Annotated in this window: 20 protein-coding genes; 18 read left to right on the forward strand and 2 right to left on the reverse strand. The window is 60.8% G+C overall.

The window, feature by feature from the left end; all coding sequences use genetic code 11:
* The first annotated feature begins 41 nt into the window (after positions 1–41).
* Both VJ369_RS15770 and VJ369_RS15775 read left to right on the forward strand, forming a co-directional pair.
* Positions 42–1,160 carry a hypothetical protein gene (locus VJ369_RS15770; protein WP_324092994.1) on the forward strand — a complete coding sequence of 373 codons (1,119 nt, stop codon included), beginning with the start codon at positions 42–44 and terminating at the stop codon, positions 1,158–1,160.
* Complete coding sequence (locus VJ369_RS15775; protein WP_324092995.1) at positions 1,153–1,482, forward strand: PadR family transcriptional regulator; 330 nt, start codon at positions 1,153–1,155, stop codon at positions 1,480–1,482. The genes VJ369_RS15770 and VJ369_RS15775 overlap by 8 nt, the downstream gene beginning before the upstream one ends.
* Here VJ369_RS15775 and dtd read toward each other — a convergent pair.
* On the reverse strand, positions 1,479–1,916 hold the full coding sequence (gene dtd / locus VJ369_RS15780) for a D-aminoacyl-tRNA deacylase (protein ID WP_324092996.1): 438 nt from the start codon (positions 1,914–1,916) through the stop codon (positions 1,479–1,481). The two genes, VJ369_RS15775 and dtd, sit on opposite strands and share 4 nt — an antisense overlap.
* Positions 1,917–2,005: 89 nt before the next feature.
* On the opposite strand from dtd, the gene VJ369_RS15785 reads away from it, so the two are divergent.
* The 14 genes from VJ369_RS15785 (at position 2,006) to nusB (ending at position 14,761) form a co-directional block, all read left to right on the forward strand.
* Positions 2,006–3,379, forward strand: coding sequence for a replication-associated recombination protein A (locus VJ369_RS15785; RefSeq protein WP_324092997.1), 1,374 nt, complete (start codon positions 2,006–2,008; stop codon positions 3,377–3,379).
* Positions 3,380–3,569: 190 nt separating this feature from the next.
* A complete protein-coding gene (gene rpsD / locus VJ369_RS15790; protein WP_096257772.1) occupies positions 3,570–4,193 on the forward strand; it encodes a 30S ribosomal protein S4 in 624 nt (207 codons plus the stop codon).
* A 124-nt stretch (positions 4,194–4,317) separates the two neighbouring features.
* Positions 4,318–4,689, forward strand: a complete 372-nt coding sequence (locus VJ369_RS15795; RefSeq protein ID WP_324092998.1) for a DUF948 domain-containing protein — start codon at positions 4,318–4,320, stop codon at positions 4,687–4,689.
* Positions 4,690–4,700: 11 nt separating this feature from the next.
* Positions 4,701–4,910 carry a hypothetical protein gene (locus tag VJ369_RS15800; RefSeq protein WP_096257770.1) on the forward strand — a complete coding sequence of 70 codons (210 nt, stop codon included), beginning with the start codon at positions 4,701–4,703 and terminating at the stop codon, positions 4,908–4,910.
* A 19-nt stretch (positions 4,911–4,929) separates the two neighbouring features.
* The gene (alaS, locus tag VJ369_RS15805; RefSeq protein WP_324092999.1) at positions 4,930–7,620 is read left to right on the forward strand and encodes an alanine--tRNA ligase; all 2,691 of its coding nucleotides are present in this window, start codon (positions 4,930–4,932) and stop codon (positions 7,618–7,620) included.
* Positions 7,613–8,086 (forward strand): Holliday junction resolvase RuvX, encoded by a 474-nt coding sequence (gene ruvX, locus VJ369_RS15810; protein WP_324093000.1) that lies wholly within the window; start codon positions 7,613–7,615, stop codon positions 8,084–8,086. The genes alaS and ruvX overlap by 8 nt, the downstream gene beginning before the upstream one ends.
* A gap of 33 nt (positions 8,087–8,119) precedes the next feature.
* Positions 8,120–9,469, forward strand: coding sequence for an endolytic transglycosylase MltG (gene mltG / locus VJ369_RS15815; protein WP_324093001.1), 1,350 nt, complete (start codon positions 8,120–8,122; stop codon positions 9,467–9,469).
* On the forward strand, positions 9,469–10,296 hold the full coding sequence (locus VJ369_RS15820; protein WP_324093098.1) for a shikimate dehydrogenase: 828 nt from the start codon (positions 9,469–9,471) through the stop codon (positions 10,294–10,296). The genes mltG and VJ369_RS15820 overlap by 1 nt, the downstream gene beginning before the upstream one ends.
* Positions 10,297–10,325: 29 nt before the next feature.
* A complete protein-coding gene (gene aroC, locus VJ369_RS15825; RefSeq protein WP_324093002.1) occupies positions 10,326–11,525 on the forward strand; it encodes a chorismate synthase in 1,200 nt (399 codons plus the stop codon).
* Positions 11,526–12,020, forward strand: coding sequence for a shikimate kinase (locus VJ369_RS15830; protein ID WP_324093003.1), 495 nt, complete (start codon positions 11,526–11,528; stop codon positions 12,018–12,020). It abuts the gene before it with no gap.
* 62 nt (positions 12,021–12,082) lie between these two features.
* Positions 12,083–13,174: a 3-dehydroquinate synthase gene (gene aroB, locus VJ369_RS15835; RefSeq protein WP_324093004.1), complete on the forward strand. Its 1,092-nt coding sequence runs from the start codon at positions 12,083–12,085 to the stop codon at positions 13,172–13,174.
* Between the two features lie 2 nt (positions 13,175–13,176).
* On the forward strand, positions 13,177–13,707 hold the full coding sequence (locus tag VJ369_RS15840) for a tetratricopeptide repeat protein (protein WP_096257762.1): 531 nt from the start codon (positions 13,177–13,179) through the stop codon (positions 13,705–13,707).
* An 83-nt stretch (positions 13,708–13,790) separates the two neighbouring features.
* The gene (gene efp / locus VJ369_RS15845) at positions 13,791–14,351 is read left to right on the forward strand and encodes an elongation factor P (RefSeq protein ID WP_324093005.1); all 561 of its coding nucleotides are present in this window, start codon (positions 13,791–13,793) and stop codon (positions 14,349–14,351) included.
* The gene (gene nusB, locus VJ369_RS15850; RefSeq protein WP_096257760.1) at positions 14,351–14,761 is read left to right on the forward strand and encodes a transcription antitermination factor NusB; all 411 of its coding nucleotides are present in this window, start codon (positions 14,351–14,353) and stop codon (positions 14,759–14,761) included. Before efp ends, nusB begins: the two co-directional genes overlap by 1 nt.
* Before the next feature lie 68 nt (positions 14,762–14,829).
* On the opposite strand, the gene VJ369_RS15855 is transcribed toward nusB, so the two are convergent.
* The gene (locus VJ369_RS15855; RefSeq protein WP_324093006.1) at positions 14,830–15,576 is read right to left on the reverse strand and encodes a class I SAM-dependent methyltransferase; all 747 of its coding nucleotides are present in this window, start codon (positions 15,574–15,576) and stop codon (positions 14,830–14,832) included.
* Positions 15,577–15,963: 387 nt separating this feature from the next.
* Here VJ369_RS15855 and pyrR point away from each other — a divergent pair, with 387 nt between their 5' ends.
* On the forward strand, positions 15,964–16,533 hold the full coding sequence (gene pyrR / locus VJ369_RS15860; RefSeq protein ID WP_324093007.1) for a bifunctional pyr operon transcriptional regulator/uracil phosphoribosyltransferase PyrR: 570 nt from the start codon (positions 15,964–15,966) through the stop codon (positions 16,531–16,533).
* Positions 16,530–17,492, forward strand: coding sequence for an aspartate carbamoyltransferase catalytic subunit (locus VJ369_RS15865; protein WP_324093008.1), 963 nt, complete (start codon positions 16,530–16,532; stop codon positions 17,490–17,492). Before pyrR ends, VJ369_RS15865 begins: the two co-directional genes overlap by 4 nt.
* The last annotated feature ends 4 nt before the right edge of the window (positions 17,493–17,496 follow it).

Raw genomic sequence — 17,496 nt, forward strand, 5'->3', positions numbered from 1 at the left:
GGTTAGTTTTCAACCTAGATATTTCGATCCCAGGAGACCAGTTGGCCCCGGCAGAACCCGAAGACATCGTCGAGCAATACCCGGAAACTGACCGCGAATGGGCGCGGGACTTCAGTCTTGCGATGTGGCTGAATGACCTGAATGATTCGCAGAGCCTTCAAGAACTGGAAAATGTCTTGGCTGCCATCCGCGATAGCGGCCAAGGTGCAGAAGATCTCTTTGGCGATCCAAGGGAATACGGCGAAGTCCGGTCCTATGCGCGATTGACGCCGCAGCAGCTCGCGGATTCAGAGATGCCGATCAACAGCAGTGTGCTGCTGCTCGCTGGCTTTGGCCTGGTGGTTGGCCTGCTGTGCGCCGGTTTCGGAACTTGGGTTGGATTCCGTGATGGATGGGCTTCGAATTCGTGGCACTATTGGCAGCTGGCCGCCTTGAGCGCAGGCACTGGAATCGCCTTGTCCGGGCACTTGTGGTGGTTCTACCGCTTGAAAGGAAGGTTCGCCCGATCATGGGCGCTGGGTTTGGCAGGAATAGCGGTTTCCATCGCAGCGGCTGCGCTCATCGCAGTACTCGGCGGTGAGGAAGCCATGCAACTGCCCAACTGGCTAGCGCCGTTCCTCGGGATTGCCCTGGCCGTCGGTGTCTTTTGGCTGCCCTTCAATCAAGAACCCGCAGCAACACGTAACGGTGACTCGGCTTTCACTGATCCAGAGACCTGGTTTGCCGAATCCACGCGTTTGCTGCGCGGACGCTACGGAATGCGGGGCAAGGAGGCGGCAGCTGCCTTGGCGCCTGCCCGCGAGCACTGGTCGAATATGAACGTGGCGCGCGGCGAGCCAACAATTGTCGAAGAATTCGGCACTCCGGGCGAATTTGCCATCGGTCTGGGAGTTAACACCGCAAAGGCGCTGCAACGGCGATGGTTAATGCTCCGGTTGCTGCCACTGGTGCTCGTTGGCCTATACGCCCCCAACCTCGTGGAAGGGTTACTTGCCCCGGAGCGCAGCGGCTGGGATATCTTCTTCACAGTCTGCATTGTGATTTATGCAGTAATTACGCTCTACGAGCTGCGCCCAGCAAATCGCGCAGAATACGTGCAATCAAAACTTGATCAAAGGCGCGCCCATGCCCGCGGCCTGGAAGAAGGCCGCGATGAATAAGGAGTCGCCATTTCCCAGCAGCTGGCAGCGAGCCATGCTTCCGATGCTTTTGCTCGCTGAATTATCCACGGGGCAAGCCCACGGCTACGCCCTGTCCAAATCCTTGCAGGAACGAGGTTTCGGGCCGGTTAAGGGCGCGACACTTTACCCGGCACTGGCTAAGCTGGAAGCTTCCGGATTTGTCGCAACCAGGTGGGAAGAAGGCCAAGGTGGGCCCGGGAGGAAAGTATACGAACTCTCCGCTTCCGGCAGTGCCGAGCTAAAAAGCCAGCGCGCACACTTCGATATTTTCGCGCAGCTGGTGAAGACTACCGGCAGCTAAGCCAGCTCGGCCGAATCCACGATCACCGTGAACGGGCCGGTGTTGGTCAGTGACACGTTCATCATCGCGCCAAATTTTCCGGTCGCGACCGTGGCGCCTAATTCGCGCAGATACGCCACGAAGTACTCGTAGAGCGGCTCGCTCACCGGACCGGGGGCCGCGTTAGACCAGGAAGGGCGCCGGCCCTTGCGCACCGAACCATAGAGGGTGAACTGGCTGATCACCAAGAGGGGAGCGTTGAGGCCTGCAGCCGAGGATTCATCCTCCATAATGCGCAACTGCCAGATTTTCTCTGCAACCTTGCGCGCGGTGCCCTGGTCATCGTCATGCGTCACACCCAAAAGAATCACCAGCCCCGGAGCGTCAAGTTTGCCGACGATTTCCCCTTCGACCTCGACGTGGGCGTTGCTGGCAACCTGGATGACGGCGCGCATAGGGCAGGTCCTTTCAAAAACTGGTAGGTGGCGGCGGTGAAGTGCTGACTAGCACCGCGCAGCTATCAGAATATCGGTAGGCTGGGTCTGTGAACGATTTGCTGGATGCCCTGGATGACGGTTCGATCAAGCGCCCGCGCCCACCCCTTGCGGTACGTATGCGCCCCAAGACGCTGGATGAACTAGTAGGCCAAGGCCACCTGCTGGGTCCCGGCTCCCCGCTGCGGCAACTCGCCGAGCATCCCGAAACCGGGTTGGCCGGACCCGCCAGTGTGATCTTGTACGGCCCGCCAGGTATCGGCAAGACCACCATCGCGCACGTGATTGCCCGCGCCACGGACCGGAAATTTGTAGAGCTTTCGGCGATTACCGCCGGGGTGAAAGACGTCCGCCGGGTCATCGAGCAGGCCAAGGATGACCGCGATCTGCGCGGGGTGACCACGGTGCTCTTCCTCGATGAGATTCACCGCTTTAACAAGGCCCAGCAAGACGCATTGCTTCCCGGGGTTGAAAACCGGGTGGTGGTGCTGGTGGCCGCCACCACCGAAAACCCCTCCTTTTCGGTGATCTCTCCGCTGCTTTCGCGCTCCTTGCTGCTGACCCTGCGCCCGCTGACCGATGGCGATCTCGCGCAGCTCCTTGACCGTGCGGTGCTCGACGAACGAGGTTTTGACGCGCAGGTAGTTCTTCCCGAAGCGCAGCGGGACGCGATTGTCCGGCTGGCTCAAGGCGACGCGCGGCGCTCCTTGACGGTGCTGGAGGCCGCCGGGGCTGTGGCCTGGAACGCGGCTGGGACCAAACCGGAACCGCCGATCGAAATCCTTGACGAACACGTCCAGCTCGCCATGGATCAGGCGGTGCAGCGTTATGACAAGGACGGCGATCAGCACTACGACATCATCTCCGCGTTCATTAAATCCATTCGCGGCTCCGACGTCGATGCGGCCCTGCACTATTTGGCGCGGATGCTTTCGGCCGGGGAGGACCCGCGGTTTATCGCCCGCCGGCTGATGATCAGTGCCAGTGAGGATATCGGCATGGCCGATTCGACCGCCCTGCCGCTGGCGGTGGCCGCCGCCCAATCGGTAGCGCTGATCGGCATGCCTGAGGCACGGCTGATCCTCGGGCACGCCACCGTGCATCTGGCCACCGCACCGAAATCAAACGCCGCCTACACCGCGGTCAATGAGGCCATCGCGGACGTGAATGCCGGCAAAGGCTCGCTGGTGCCGGACCACCTGCGCGACGCGCACTACCCCGGCGCCAAGCAGCTGGGCCACGGGGTCGGTTACATTTATTCGCACGATGCCCCGCATTCGATCGCCAGCCAGCAGTATCTGCCCGACGATCTGCTCGGCACCAACTACTACCGGCCGACCGCCAATGGCACCGAACGCACGCTGGGCGATCGGCTGGCGAAGCTGAGAGAGATTATTCGCCGCAAAGACAAGAAGAAACGATAGCGAGCTACGTTACAACGGGCCTAGCTGGCCCCTGCATTCGTGTAGACTTGATCTTTGGCTGGCAAGCTAAGTCGCGCCCGCGAGTAATCGCAGGGGCAGCAAGGTTGCAGTGGTTCAGGGGCGCGGCGCCCCAACACTCTCCGTCCCGGAGGCCAGTAGATCCCGTCGCTGAAACGAAAAGGACACACTTATGGCTAACGCCCGTGCCCGCCGTACCGTGCGCCTCTCGCGCGCACTCGGCCTTGCCCTGACTCCAAAAGCTGAAAAGTACATGGAGCGTCGTCCCTACGGTCCCGGCCAGCATGGCCGCGCCCGCAAGAAGCAGGACAGCGATTACGCGGTACGTCTGCGCGAAAAGCAGCGTCTTCGTGCCCAGTACGGCATCCGCGAAGTTCAGATGCTCAACGCTTTCAAGGAAGCAAAGCGCCTCGGCGGCCAGACCGGTGACAACCTGTTGGCACTGCTCGAGTCCCGTCTAGACGCTCTGGTTCTGCGTGCAGGCTTCGCCCGCACCATCCAGCAGGCTCGTCAGCTGGTTGTGCACCGCCACATCCTAGTTAACGGCCAGCGCGTGGACCGCCCATCGTTCAAGGTGCAGCCGGGTCAGCTGATCCACGTGCACGAAAAGAGCGAGAAGATGGTTCCTTTCCAGATGGCAGCAGCCGGAGAGCACGCTACCGTGCTTCCAGCAGCTCCTGCTTACCTGGACGTGAAGCTGGAAGCCTTGCAGGCTACCTACCTGCGCGCTCCTGAGCGTGCAGAGATCCCAGTGACCTGCGAAGAGAACCTCGTGGTCGAGTACTACGCACGCTAAACTTAGTGTGTGTTTGGTGGCCCGCAACCGACTCGGTTGCGGGCCACTGGCTTAACTACCTTTAATCGGCTCCGGTTCGATAAGGTGGACTGGCAGCAAGCACTCAAAGCAGAAGAGGAAGCACATGTCGGGTTCGGATATTGCAGGGCTCATCGCGGCCGGCGTCTTTGCCATTTTGGTGGCACTGTTGGCCGTACCAATTATCAAGTTGGGCAAGGTGTTTGATGAGCTTCGAAACTCGATCAAAGATCTCTCTGACGGGACCACTCCGCTGATCGGCGAGGTTGCCAACACGGTGGCCACGACCAATGACCAGCTCAAGAAGGTCGACGCGATCACCTCAAACGTCTCCGATGCGAGCGCCAACGTCTCCGCGCTGTCCTCCTTGGTGGCAGCCACGGTGGGCAAGCCACTGATCAAGGTCGCAGCTTTCACCTCGGGTGTGAAGTCAGCGATGAATGCGAATGCCAGCGGCAAGGGCCGCCGTAGCCGTTAGGGGAGACTAGAATGAAGAAGCTTTTGTGGGTTGTTATCGGCGTGGGCGTCGGAGTCCTCGCCACCAAGAAATACACCGAAGTATCCTCCGGGGCGGCGTTGAACCGTCAGGTCGGTAAGTATGCCGATCGCATCTCGGAGGTCGTGGGAGCATTCCGTGAGGGAATGAACTCCCGCGAAGTAGAACTACGTTCCGCCTTAGGCGTGGACACCGCTAAGTGAAGGGACCATCCGTAACACGATGAAAACGCAGGAAATTGCACGCCGCTGGGTAGACTTCTTCGTCTCCAAGGGGCACACGGCGGTACCCAGCGCGTCGCTGGTCTCATCTGACCCTTCGCTGCTCTTTACGGTGGCCGGCATGGTCCCGTTCATCCCTTACCTCACCGCACAGGAAGAGCCGCCCTACACGCGTGCCACCTCGGTGCAGAAGTGCATTCGCACCGGTGACATCGAAGAGGTCGGCAAGACCTCACGCCACGGCACCTTCTTCCAGATGTGCGGCAACTTCTCCTTCGGCGATTACTTCAAACGCGAAGCGATCCACTTCGCCTGGGAACTGCTCACCGGTTCGATCGAAGACGGCGGCTACGGGCTGGATAAGGCCCGGCTCTGGGTCACCGTCTACGAGGACGGCGAGGAAAAAGACACCGAAGCCCGCAGCATCTGGGAAGACGAAATCGGCATGCCTGCCGAACGCGTCGTCGGCACCGGCAAGGAAGATAACTACTGGAACACCGGCCAGCCCGGCCCCGGCGGTCCCTGCTCGGAAATCTACTACGACCGCGGCCCGGAATACGGTGTGGACGGCGGCCCGGCAGTCGACGAAACCCGTTTTGTCGAAATCTGGAACCTCGTCTTCATGCAGTACCGGCTCTCCGCGGTACGCTCCAAAACCGACTTTGATGTAGCCGGCGAACTGCCTAAGCGCAACATCGATACCGGCCTGGGTCTGGAACGTCTGGCAATGATCTTGCAGGGCGTGGAGAACATGTACGAGACCGATCAGCTGCGCCCGGTACTCGACAAGGCCGCGGAACTGGCCGGCATCGTATACACCTCCACCGAGGATCCGGAAGATCCGAACCACGCCAACGACGTGCGCCTGCGCATGATCGCTGACCACACCCGCTCCTCGCTGATGCTCATCTCCGATGGAGTCACCCCGGGCAACGAAGGCCGCGGCTACGTGCTGCGCCGACTGATCCGCCGTGCGGTGCGCGCGCTGCGCCTGATGGGTGTGGACACCGCGGTCTTGCCAGAGCTGCTGCCGGTCTCCCGCGATGCGATGAAGGGTGTCTACCCGATCGTCGCAGATGACTTCGAACGTATTGCACGCATCGCCTACGCAGAAGAGCGCGCGTTTAGCCGCACCATCGCCTCGGGCACCATCCGGCTCGACGACGCGCTGAAATCCGCTCGGGCCGAGGGGCACAACCTCTCCGGAGATGACGCTTTCGCCTTGCATGACACCTTCGGATTCCCCATCGACCTGACCTTGGAAATTGCTTCCGAGGCGGGGCTTGCGGTGGATGAGAAGCGTTTCCGCGAACTGATGACCGAACAGCGCACCCGCGCCCAGAAGGACGCCAAGTCCAAGAAGGGCGGGCACGCTGACCTGAGCGTCTTCAACCAGCTGGCGCAGGCCGGCAAGGTCAACTTCACCGGTTATGACACGCTCGTGGGTGAATCAAAAATCCGCGGTATCGTCTCTAACGGTGCGGTGGTGAACTACGCCGAGCAGGGTCAAGAAATTGACCTGGTGCTCGACGAGACCCCGTTCTACGCCGAATCCGGCGGCCAGGCCGGCGATATCGGATTGATCACCGGCGACGGCTTCGTCCTGGAGGTCACCGACGTGCAGGCTCCGGTGAAGGGGCTGAACGTGCACAAGGTGATTGTGCGCGAGGGTGAACTTCCCGCCGACGCACTGGTGCGCACCCAGGTAGATGCGATCCGCCGCCACTCCGGTGAGCAGGCCCACTCGGCCACCCACCTGGTGCATGCCGCATTGCGCCAGCTACTGGGCGACACCGCCACCCAGGCCGGTTCTTTCAACAAGGCCGGCTACCTGCGCTTTGACTTCTCCTGGACCGAGGCACTCTCGGCCCAGGCGCGCACCGAGGTTGAGGAGGTCGTGAACCTCGCGATCGCCGCCAACCATCAGGTGGTCACCAACGAGATGGCTTTGGCCGAAGCGCAGCAGCTGGGTGCGATGAGCCTGTTCGGTGAAAAGTACGGCAGCGCGGTGCGCGTCGTGGAGATGAACGGCGCCTGGTCCCGGGAGCTGTGCGGCGGCACCCACGTGCCGACCACCTCGCGAATCGGCCAGCTCACCTTGCTCTCCGAAGCATCGGTCGGGTCGGGCAACCGCCGCGTCGAAGCGCTGGTGGGCATGGAGGCTTTCCGTCACGGAGCGGCAGAACGTGCCCTCGTTTCCGAGCTTTCGGGTCTCTTCCGGGTACCTTCAAATCAGGTTTCCGAGCGGGTTAACGACACCGTGGCGAAGCTGAAGGCAGCGGAGAAGCAGATCGCCGAGCTGAAGAGCCAGGCGATGCTCGCCCAGTCGGCCACGCTGTTGGAAAAGGTCGAGACTATCGGCCAAACCCGGCTTTTGGCGCACAATGCGGGGACCATCGATTCGGCCGACGCGCTGCGCACCATGGCGTTGGATCTGCGCGGCAAACTCGGCAGCGAAGCGGCCGTCATCGTGCTGATCGGCGAGTCAAACTCCCGTCCGCTGGTGCTCGCGGTGACTAACGATCAGGCCCGTGCCAACGGCTTTAAGGCCGGCGCGCTGGTTCGTACCGCAACCGGGGTACTGGGCGGCGGCGGCGGCGGCAAGGACGATATGGCTCAGGGCGGCGGCCAGGACGTGTCAAAGATCGATGACGCGCTGGCAGCAATTCGGGCGGCACTTGCCAATGGCTAATATTGCGTTCGGCGTCGACGTGGGTCTGGCCCGCGTCGGCGTCGCCGTGTCCGATCCCTCAGGTATCCTCGCCACTCCGGTGATGACGCTGCGCAGGGACCTGAAGAAAAACTCTGATCGACGCATGCTATTACGCATGATCGTTGACCGGGGGGTGTCAGAGGTATTCATCGGTGAACCGAAATCACTGGCCGGAAACTCAACCGATTCCACTAAAATGGCTCGTGACTACGCGATTGCCTTGGCGGAAGAGGCAAATGAGGCTAAAATCGAGGTTGGAATTTTTTTGGTTGACGAACGTTTGAGCACGGTCAGTGCCCATCGTTCATTGCATGCCTCAGGTCGCCGCATGCAAGATCACCGCCAGGTCGTTGACCAGGTGGCAGCCGTCGAAATCCTGCAGCAGGTGCTTGAAATGCGTCGCAACTCCGTGCGTGTGCAAGCCAGCCGTATCGTGCTGAAATAACTGCGCGACGCGAGAAACCACTTGGGAGAATTAATGCGAGATGAAGCCCGCCGCAAACGGCAGCGTGAAACCCACTCCGAGCTTTACGCACGTTTTGCTGCCGGGCAACGCTCGGTTCTACCCGAGGCTTCCAGCCCTGAGCTGACCGGTGGGGGAGTGTATCTTGATGCCGCCGCTGGCACGCCAGCGCAGGCTCCACTGGAATCCGCTGCCGTGGCACAGGAATTCGCGCAGTCCGAACCCGAGTATGCCGGCGAGCCCGGCACGCAGCAGACGTTGCGTGCCGGCTCGGCCGGCACTGGGGGCAAGGCGCGCAAAAAGCGTAGCAAACGCCGCCGCAACATGGTGATGCTGGCAACTTTCCTCATTTTTGCCGTGGTGGTTGCCGGATCTTTCTACTTCATTCGCTCGCTGTACAAGCAGTTTAACCCCGATGATTACCCTGGACCCGGCGGCCAAACGGTGGAGTTCACCGTGGAAGACGGCTGGGGTCCGGCACTGATTTCGCGCAAGCTCGAGGACCTCGACGTCGTGGCCAGTGACAAACTGTTCATGTCGGCCATCGACAATTCGGATGCCGCAAGCAAACTCATCCACCCCGGCACCTACCTGCTCAAAACGCAGATGCCTGCCGCGGCGGCCGCCGACGAGTTGATCGACAAACGACCAGATAAGGTCTTCTACATCGGGCTGAAGGCAAATATGCGCCTGGGCGCTGCCTTGGAAGAGATTGCCAAGGGTTCGGGCCTGAAGCTTGAGAGTCTGCGCAAACTGGCTGATCAACCAGAAAAGTTCGGGCTGCCCAAGGAATCGCCAAACCTCGAAGGCTGGTTGCACCCCGGAGAATACCGCTTCCCGTTGGATACCAAGGCCGACGAGGTACTGACGACGATGGTTGACTCCACTAAAAAGGCGTTGACCGATGCCGGTGTGAGTGACCTCAGCGAAGGTTACCAGGCGTTGAAGATCGCCTCCATTCTGCAGGCAGAGGCCACCCCGAAGGATTACGAGGTCGTCTCCGGAGCCATCCGGAACCGGCTGGACCCAAATAATAACGAAACTCATGGTCTGCTGCAGACCGACTCCACCGTAATTTATGGGCTGAACCGCTACTCGCTGCAGTTCACCAAGGCGGAGAAGAAGGATGCTGGCAACAAGTACAACACTTACGTACACCCCGGCCTGCCACCCACCCCGATCGGATCCCCGGCCACCTCGGCGATCAACGCCGCGGTGAACCCACAGGATAACGGCTTCTACTATTGGGTCACCGTGAACACCCAAACCGGTGAGACGAAGTTTGCCTCCACCTACGCCGAGCATCAGGTGAACCACGCACAATTCAGTGCCTGGTGCGAGGCAAACCCCGAGGTCTGCAAGTGATGCGCGCAGCGGTGCTCGGCCAGCCGATCAGCCATTCCAAGTCGCCGGTCCTGCACCGGGCCGCCTATGCGCTGCTCGGCGCAGACATTGCCTACGAGGCGATCGAGCTGGCTCCCTCGGAGGCCGCAGAATTCGCGCAACAGCTGCGTGTTAACCAGTGGGCCGGCTGCTCGGTGACGATGCCGCTCAAAGATGTCTTTGTGCCACTGATGGACGAGGTCTCGGACCGCGTGGCCCGGCTCGGCGCGCTGAACACCATTGTGGTGCGCGGCGATGGAAGTCTCTTCGGCGAAAACACTGACGTTGCTGGAATCGTGCTGGCCCTATCCGACGCGGGCGTGCGGCACAGTAGCCAGGCCACCATACTTGGCGCGGGAAATACCGCGTTGGCGGCTATTGAGGCCGCCGGCGAACTGGGCACAACCGAGCTGAAGCTTGTGGTCCGTGACACCGCCCGCGCGAGCCGCGCCCGCAGCTTAGCCCAAGAACTCGGAATGCGCGTTGAACTGCGGGCGGTCGCTGAACTCAACGAGCACGGAATTACCGCCGATCCACTGGTGATCAGCACCTTGCCCCCGCGTGCGGCCGATAGCTGGGTGCAGCCGCTCGGCGCCGGTCAAGGCGTGCTCTTGGATGTCGCCTATGACCCCTGGCCCAGCGAACTGGCGCAGAACTGGGCGGGAACGGTGATTTCCGGGCTTCACATGCTGGTGCATCAAGCGGTGGAACAAGCCCGGTATTTCAGCGCTTTACCCTTCGACGAGCAAACCCGTGAAAACGTCACAAACGCGATGTATCACGCACTTGGGCTTCATCGACGCGGTTAAAGAAGCCATGTCATGGCAAAATAGATTCCATGTTGCGTTGGTTGACGGCGGGCGAATCACACGGCCCGGCACTCGTTGGAATTCTTGAAGGCCTACCCGCCGGAGTCTCGGTGGACAGTGAAGTGGTGCGCGATGCGCTCGCTCGGCGGCGTCTTGGCTACGGCCGGGGCGCGCGAATGAAATTTGAAAAGGATCAGGTCAGCTTCCTCGGCGGCGTGCGCCATGGCAAAACCCAGGGTGGCCCGATCGCCATTGAAATCGGGAATACCGAATGGCCTAAGTGGGAACGCGTGATGAACGCGGACCCGGTAGACCTCGACGAACTGGCCTCGATGGCGCGTAACGCCCCATTAACCCGGCCACGTCCGGGCCACGCAGATTTCACCGGCATGCAGAAATACGGGTTCGACGATGCCCGTCCGGTGCTCGAGCGTGCCAGCGCCCGGGAGACCGCTGCCCGCGTCGCGCTCGGCTCGGTAGCCCAAGCTTTCCTGGCGGGCCTTGGCATCGAACTTGTTTCACACACCACCGCTATTGGTGCGGTCGCCGCCCCGGTGGATGCACCACTGCCCACCCTGGCCGATGTCGCTGCACTAGACGCCGATCCACTGCGTTGTTTCCACGGCGAAACCAGCGCGGCAATGGTTCTCGAGGTCGATGACGCGCATAAGGCGGGGGAGACCCTGGGCGGTGTGGTTGAGGTGCTTGCCTACAACCTGCCTCCGGGCATCGGCTCCTACGTGCATTGGGATCGCCGCTTGGATTCGCGTCTGGCCGGAGCCCTGATGGGTATTCAGGCCATCAAGGGTGTTGAGGTCGGCGACGGTTTCCTGACCGCAGCGCGACGCGGTTCGGCCGCGCACGATGCAATTATCCCCGCCGAATCCGGCGGAATTAAGCGTGAAACTAATCGTGCCGGCGGCATCGAAGGCGGCATGTCTATCGGCGAGGTACTGCGCGTACGCGCCGCCATGAAGCCGATCGCTACCGTGCCCCGCGCGCTAGCCACCATCGACACCGCCACCGGTGAAGAAACTACCGCGCACCATCAGCGTTCGGACGTCTGTGCGGTTCCGGCCGCCGGTGTGGTCGCCGAGGCAATGGTCGCCCTGGTGCTGGCGCAGTCGTTGCTGGAAAAGTTCGGCGGCGACTCGCTGAATGAAACCAAGCGCAATATCGGCAGCTACCTGGCGAATATTCCTACCTCGCTGGGCTCGACCGGGGTCTAAATGATTTACCTGATTGGTCCGATGGCCAGCGGCAAGTCCACCGTGGGCAGGTCGCTGGCTAGGGCCTTGGGCACCAGCTTTGCCGATTCTGACGCGCATATCGTTGCCGCGCATGGGCCGATCGCACAGATTTTCGTCGATCACGACGAGGCGTACTTCCGTGACCTTGAGGTTGCGGCGCTGGCGCAACTGCGTGCCGGGGTGATCGCCACCGGCGGCGGCGCGGTGCTGCGCGAAGAAAATCAGCAGCTGCTGCGCGGCGGTACGGTCATCTATCTGGCGATGAACTTGGAGACCGCAAAGCGTCGCCTCGCGGGGGATACGCACCGCCCGCTGCTTGCTGGTGACCAAACCCTCACCACGTGGTCCCGGCTCTATGAGACCCGCAAAGAAATTTACAAAAACCTCGCTGATCTGACCTTACAGGTTGATAATTTGAGTCTCGAGCAACTCGTTGAGGCGATCGAGTCCCATGTGATTCACGCCACGAGATAGCAAAACCTGTAGCGCTCCCGCGTACGCTGGATAGATCAGCACCATCAGGAGGAACGTCAAGGATGCCACTGCCACCAACCACACTTCAGGTCACCGGAGCCACTCCAGCGGAGTCATATCCGGTGATGGTCGGTAACGGCTTACTGGGAGAATTGCCCGCACTTTTGGGTCCGGCAGTTAAAAAGGTTCTGGTGATCCACCCTCGTGCCCTGCGCGCCACCGGCGACGTCGTCCGCGACGACCTGGAAAAGGCCGGGCTCACCTCGCTGACCGCGGAAATTCCCGACGCCGAAGAGGGCAAGCACATTCAGGTCGCCTCCTTCTGCTGGGAGGTACTGGGCAAGAATGACTTCACCCGCAGCGACGCAATTGTCGCCGTAGGCGGCGGAGCGGTCACCGACCTCGCAGGTTTTGTGGCTGCTACCTGGCTGCGCGGAGTGAAGGTTATCCACGTGCCAACCTCGCTGCTGGGTATGGTCGACGCCGCCGTGGGCGGCAAAACCGGTATCAACACCGCCGAAGGTAAAAACCTCGTTGGTTCCTTCCATCCGCCGGCCGGCGTACTGGCAGACCTCGACGCGCTAGCCACCCTGCCTAAGCACGAACTGGTAACCGGCCTCGCCGAGGCAGTGAAGTGCGGGTTCATCGCCGATGAGCGCATCCTGGAACTGATCGAAGAAGATCCCGAAGATGCGATCCGCGCCGACAGTGACCGGCTGCGCGAAATTATCGAACGCACCATCGCGGTGAAGGTTGAGGTGGTATCACGGGACCTGAAGGAAGCCGGGGACCGCGAGTTCCTGAACTATGGCCACACCCTGGCTCACGCGATCGAGCTATCCGAGCGCTACAACATGCGTCACGGCGCGGCAGTATCCATCGGACTGTGCTTCGCCGCGGAGCTGGGCCGCTCGGTTGGGCACACCCCGGACGCGGTCACCGATAGGCACTTCAGCATCCTGAAGTCCTTGGGCCTGCCTACCAGCTACCGCAACGACAAGTGGATGGCATTGCTGGACGGCATGAAGCGCGACAAAAAGACCCGTGGCGATCAACTACGTTTTGTAGTGCTCGACGCCATCGGCAAACCACGCATTTACGAGGTGCCGGATAACTCGCTGTTATTCGCCGCCTACCAGGAAATCGGAGAGTAAGCATGAGCGAGTTCACCGCATACGCCATTGACGTCGCATCGGTAAACCACGAAGGCGTGGGCACCTCCATCGACGGCGTACTGATCGACCCGAACACGCTGCGCCCCTTCATCAACGATGAACAGGCCGCCGATCGTTCGATGGCCAACGGCACGCCTACCGACCAAGTGGTCATCCACATGGCCCGCGGCGAGCTCGCGCTGGCCGGTAATCTGATTGCCGAATCACGTTTTGAAGACCCCACCAATGCGCACCTGCGCGTGCTGGACACCGAATTGACTCGTTTACAAGGTGATTTCGATCGCGCTATCAACCGCTTGCGCAAGCTGGTGGATGAATTTTCGGGCACTTACTACGAGCCGCTGATGCAGCACCACCTAGGCATGTCATTCTTTGCGAAGGGTGACTACAAGGCAGCAGTAACCCGGTTCCGCACCGCCTTGGAACAGCGCCAGCAGATGGGTTCTTCGCAGCATCTGCTCAACGCGTCGGCCGGTTGTTTACGACTGGCCGAGGAACGTGCACAGAATTAGTCATTAGCGCGGTTTGCTATAGTGATAAATGGATTTTTGATAATGCCGGTGTATGCCGGCAAAAAATAGAGGATTGAGGACCCGTGGCGGATACAACTGACATCAAAAATGGTCAGGTCATCAAGATTGACGGCCAGCTTTTTACCATCATCGACTTCCAGCACGTTAAGCCGGGCAAGGGCGGCGCTTTTGTCCGTACCAAGATGCGCAACGTGATGTCCGGAAAGGTCTTGGATAAGACCTACAACGCCGGCACCAAAATTGAGCTGGCCACCGTTGACCGCCGCGATTACCAGTACCTCTACCAGGACGGCGATGACTACGTCTTCATGAACCTGGAAGATTACGACCAGATCACCGTTTCCGGAGTTACCGTTGGCGACGCAGCAGGCTACCTGCTGGAGAACCAGGAACTGACCATCGCAATGTACGACGGCAGCCCACTGTACCTGGAACTGCCGGCATCGGTCGTTCTGGAAATCACCTACACCGAGCCGGGCCTGCAGGGCGACCGCTCCTCGGCTGGCACCAAGAACGCAACCTTGGAGACCGGTCTGGAAATCCAGGTTCCATTGTTCGTTGAGCAGAACACCAAGGTGAAGGTTGATACCCGCACCGGCGATTACCTGGGACGTGTCTCCTAGTGAGGGCCCGCGCTAAGGCGCGACGTCGTGCACTTGAGTTTCTTTTTGAAGCCGAGGCCCGCGACGTTGATGCGCTTAGTGTAGCGATCGGCCGCCGCGACAATTCTGACATCGTGCTCAACGAGTACTCGTTGACGATCCTTGAGGGCGTTATGGCCCACCTGGACCGCATCGATGAAGTACTTGAAAGCTACGTCAAGGGCTGGACCATCGAGCGTATGCCAGGCGTTGACCGCATGGCGCTGCGCATCGGTGTCTGGGAAATCCTGTACAACGACGACGTTCCGGACGCGGTGGCCGTGGCCGAAGCGGTCGTGAACGTACGTGAACTATCCACCGACGAATCTCCAGAATTCGTCAACGGTGTGCTCGGACGCATTCAGAGCGTCAAGGACACCCTGATCGACTAATCCTCGACTTCATAATCTACCGAGAGCCGGAACCTGCTGGGTTCCGGCTCTCGGTATTTAAGCCAGACTTACCCGGCGCGCAGCACGAAGAAGATGAAACTCAAAAATGCTTCACGGTCCTTTAAGTTCTCCGGGACCAGCTCATCGGGTGCGTCCTTGGAGTAGGGCGGCTCGCTGATCAGCTCGATGCTGAATCCGGCCTGGGCAAAAGCGTCGGACATCGCATGCAGCGGTCGGTGCCAGTAAGTCAGGCTGCCTGGCTCACCATTAAATTCGAGCTCATCGGTGTACTTCGTGGTCTTGAAGTACTGCACACCCTGATGGGTGAGCGGGTACAGCAGTGGGTGATTCACCGACATCAGCAGCCGTCCGCCAGGTTTGAGCACTCGTCGCAGCTCAGTTAGTGGAGCGCTCCAATCTTGCAGATAGTGGAAGACCAAGGATGCGCAGGCATCGTCAAAACTATGCTGGGCGTAGGGCAGCGGCTCCCCGAGGTCCGTGCACTTCAGCTGCGCCCGTGCGCCGAGCCTGCGTCGGGCGATATCAAGCATGGCTTGGCTCGAATCAAACCCGTGGACCGTGGCCCCGCGCCGGAGCAATTCTTCGCTGAGCACTCCGCCGCCGCAGCCGACATCAAGAATCGTTTTACCTTGCACCTGCCCGGCGAGCCTGAGCATCGCCGGTCGTTCATAGTAGGCGTTGAGCAAGCTGGTTTCGTTTTCGGCGTTGTATGCCTCGGCGAAGGTGTCGTAGTTCGTGTCTTGGCTCATCTGTGAAAACCGGTCCATTTCCTCGCAGGTCGCTGAATTTTTCACGCTAGCAGCCATATCGGTGCATCAGCTTCAAGAATCTTGCCGGTCAGCTGATAGTTCTTCCCTGGTTCGGGTTTTGTTACGCCAGTGTGTGCCGCGCGTGACTGGCAAACCCTGAGGAGCTGCATCACACTGTGCGGTTCCAGCTGCCCTTGGCGGTGTGCTCAAAGCGACAGGATTGTGGTCATCAAACGCGACGAAGAGCGCGAATTAGCGCACTTTACGGTGGATCGCTGCAGCGCGCGCACTACGCTGTGAAAGAAGTCACGCACTATTCACGGGTATGCATAGGTTTCCGCTAGGGAATGATGGCCGGATCGTGATAATTTGAACTAGCAATATTCCTTTAAATCCCGTCCCGTGAGGCGGAGAAGGGAGAGGTGCACACAGATGAATGAAAATTCACAGCACGATGTGGCTCGCACGGTTTTGACCGGCGAAGACATCGAACGTGTACTGACCCGTGTGGCCTTCGAAATTATCGAAGCCAACAAGGGCACCGAAGATCTGGTGCTGCTGGGCATTCCGAGTCGCGGTTATCCGCTGGCCCAGCGCCTGGCCGAACGCATCGCCGCTTCGACGCCGAACCAGCTGGACCCCGCGTCGCTGGTCGGACAGCTGGACATCACCATGTACCGTGACGATCTGCGTCACTCCACCACCCGCACCCCGGCGCCCACGCGCCTGCCCGCAGGCGGCATCGACGGCAAGGTGGTCGTCCTGGTAGACGATGTACTCTATTCCGGGCGCACCATTCGCGCCGCGCTGGACGCGCTGTCGGACTGGGGACGGCCACGCATTGTGCGTCTGGCCGTGCTGATTGACCGCGGACACCGCGAGCTGCCGATCCGTGCGGACCATGTAGGCAAAAACCTCCCCACGGCAAAAAGCGAAAAGGTGCGCGTGCATCTGGCCGAGATCGACGGAAGCAACGAAGTGGTCATCGAGGCCAGCGCATGAAGCACCTGCTGTCCACCGCGGATTTAAGCCGCGAAGAAGCCATCGCGATTCTGGACATCGCCGAAGAAATGCGCGAAACCGGCACCCGCCAGGTGAAAAAGCTCCCGGCGTTGCGCGGGCGCACCGTGGTGAACCTGTTTTTTGAGGACTCCACCCGCACCCGTATCTCCTTCGAAGCGGCCGCCAAGCGGTTGAGCGCCGACGTGATCAACTTTTCCGCCAAGGGCTCCTCGGTCTCCAAGGGCGAATCGCTCAAGGACACCGCGCAGACGCTGCTGGCCATCGGCGCGGACGCGGTAGTGATCCGCCACCCTGACTCCGGGGCGCCGGCACGGCTGGCTGCCACCGACTGGATCGGGTTGCCGATTGTCAACGCCGGGGATGGCACCCACGAACATCCCACCCAGGCGTTGCTCGACGCGTTTACGCTGCGCCGCCAGCTGGCGCTGCGCGAGGGCGTCTCTCCGGTAGGCCGGGGTCTGGACGGGCTGAAGGTCGCAATTGTCGGCGACATCCTGCATAGCCGGGTGGCCCGCTCAAATTTGTGGCTGCTGAACACCTTAGGCGCTTCGGTGACCATGGTTGCCCCGCCCACGCTGCTGCCGGTCGGTGCGGGCGCTTGGCCGTGCAGAATCAGTTACTCGCTGGACGCGGTGATCGAATCCGGAGTCGATGCGGTGATGATGCTGCGTGTGCAAGGTGAGCGGATGCGGGCAGCGTTCTTCCCGAACCCCCGCGAATACTCGCGCTACTGGGGACTGGATGACACCCGCCTCAAAGCGCTTGAAGCCAAGGGGCACGACACACTGATCTTGCACCCTGGCCCGATGAACCGCGGTCTTGAAATATCCTCGGCTGCCGCAGATTCGCCAGCGTCGATGGTCCTGGAACAGGTCACCAACGGCGTGGCGGTCCGCATGGCAAGCCTCTACATGCTGCTGTCCGGCGATTTGATCTAAGGAA

Origin of the sequence: Glutamicibacter sp., assembly GCF_035257265.1 — a bacterium.
Lineage (GTDB): Bacteria > Actinomycetota > Actinomycetes > Actinomycetales > Micrococcaceae > Glutamicibacter.

What these genes read in the sequence shown, in the direction of transcription:
- VJ369_RS15775 (WP_324092995.1), top strand. Translation starts at nt 1,153, where the DNA reads ATGAATAAGGAGTCGCCATTTCCCAGCAGCTGGCAGCGAGCCATGCTT.
- dtd (WP_324092996.1), bottom strand. Translation starts at nt 1,916, where the DNA reads ATGCGCGCCGTCATCCAGGTTGCCAGCAACGCCCACGTCGAGGTCGAA.
- rpsD (WP_096257772.1), top strand. Translation starts at nt 3,570, where the DNA reads ATGGCTAACGCCCGTGCCCGCCGTACCGTGCGCCTCTCGCGCGCACTC.
- VJ369_RS15795 (WP_324092998.1), top strand. Translation starts at nt 4,318, where the DNA reads ATGTCGGGTTCGGATATTGCAGGGCTCATCGCGGCCGGCGTCTTTGCC.
- VJ369_RS15800 (WP_096257770.1), top strand. Translation starts at nt 4,701, where the DNA reads ATGAAGAAGCTTTTGTGGGTTGTTATCGGCGTGGGCGTCGGAGTCCTC.
- alaS (WP_324092999.1), top strand. Translation starts at nt 4,930, where the DNA reads ATGAAAACGCAGGAAATTGCACGCCGCTGGGTAGACTTCTTCGTCTCC.
- ruvX (WP_324093000.1), top strand. Translation starts at nt 7,613, where the DNA reads ATGGCTAATATTGCGTTCGGCGTCGACGTGGGTCTGGCCCGCGTCGGC.
- mltG (WP_324093001.1), top strand. Translation starts at nt 8,120, where the DNA reads ATGCGAGATGAAGCCCGCCGCAAACGGCAGCGTGAAACCCACTCCGAG.
- VJ369_RS15820 (WP_324093098.1), top strand. Translation starts at nt 9,469, where the DNA reads ATGCGCGCAGCGGTGCTCGGCCAGCCGATCAGCCATTCCAAGTCGCCG.
- aroC (WP_324093002.1), top strand. Translation starts at nt 10,326, where the DNA reads ATGTTGCGTTGGTTGACGGCGGGCGAATCACACGGCCCGGCACTCGTT.
- VJ369_RS15830 (WP_324093003.1), top strand. Translation starts at nt 11,526, where the DNA reads ATGATTTACCTGATTGGTCCGATGGCCAGCGGCAAGTCCACCGTGGGC.
- aroB (WP_324093004.1), top strand. Translation starts at nt 12,083, where the DNA reads ATGCCACTGCCACCAACCACACTTCAGGTCACCGGAGCCACTCCAGCG.
- VJ369_RS15840 (WP_096257762.1), top strand. Translation starts at nt 13,177, where the DNA reads ATGAGCGAGTTCACCGCATACGCCATTGACGTCGCATCGGTAAACCAC.
- pyrR (WP_324093007.1), top strand. Translation starts at nt 15,964, where the DNA reads ATGAATGAAAATTCACAGCACGATGTGGCTCGCACGGTTTTGACCGGC.
- VJ369_RS15865 (WP_324093008.1), top strand. Translation starts at nt 16,530, where the DNA reads ATGAAGCACCTGCTGTCCACCGCGGATTTAAGCCGCGAAGAAGCCATC.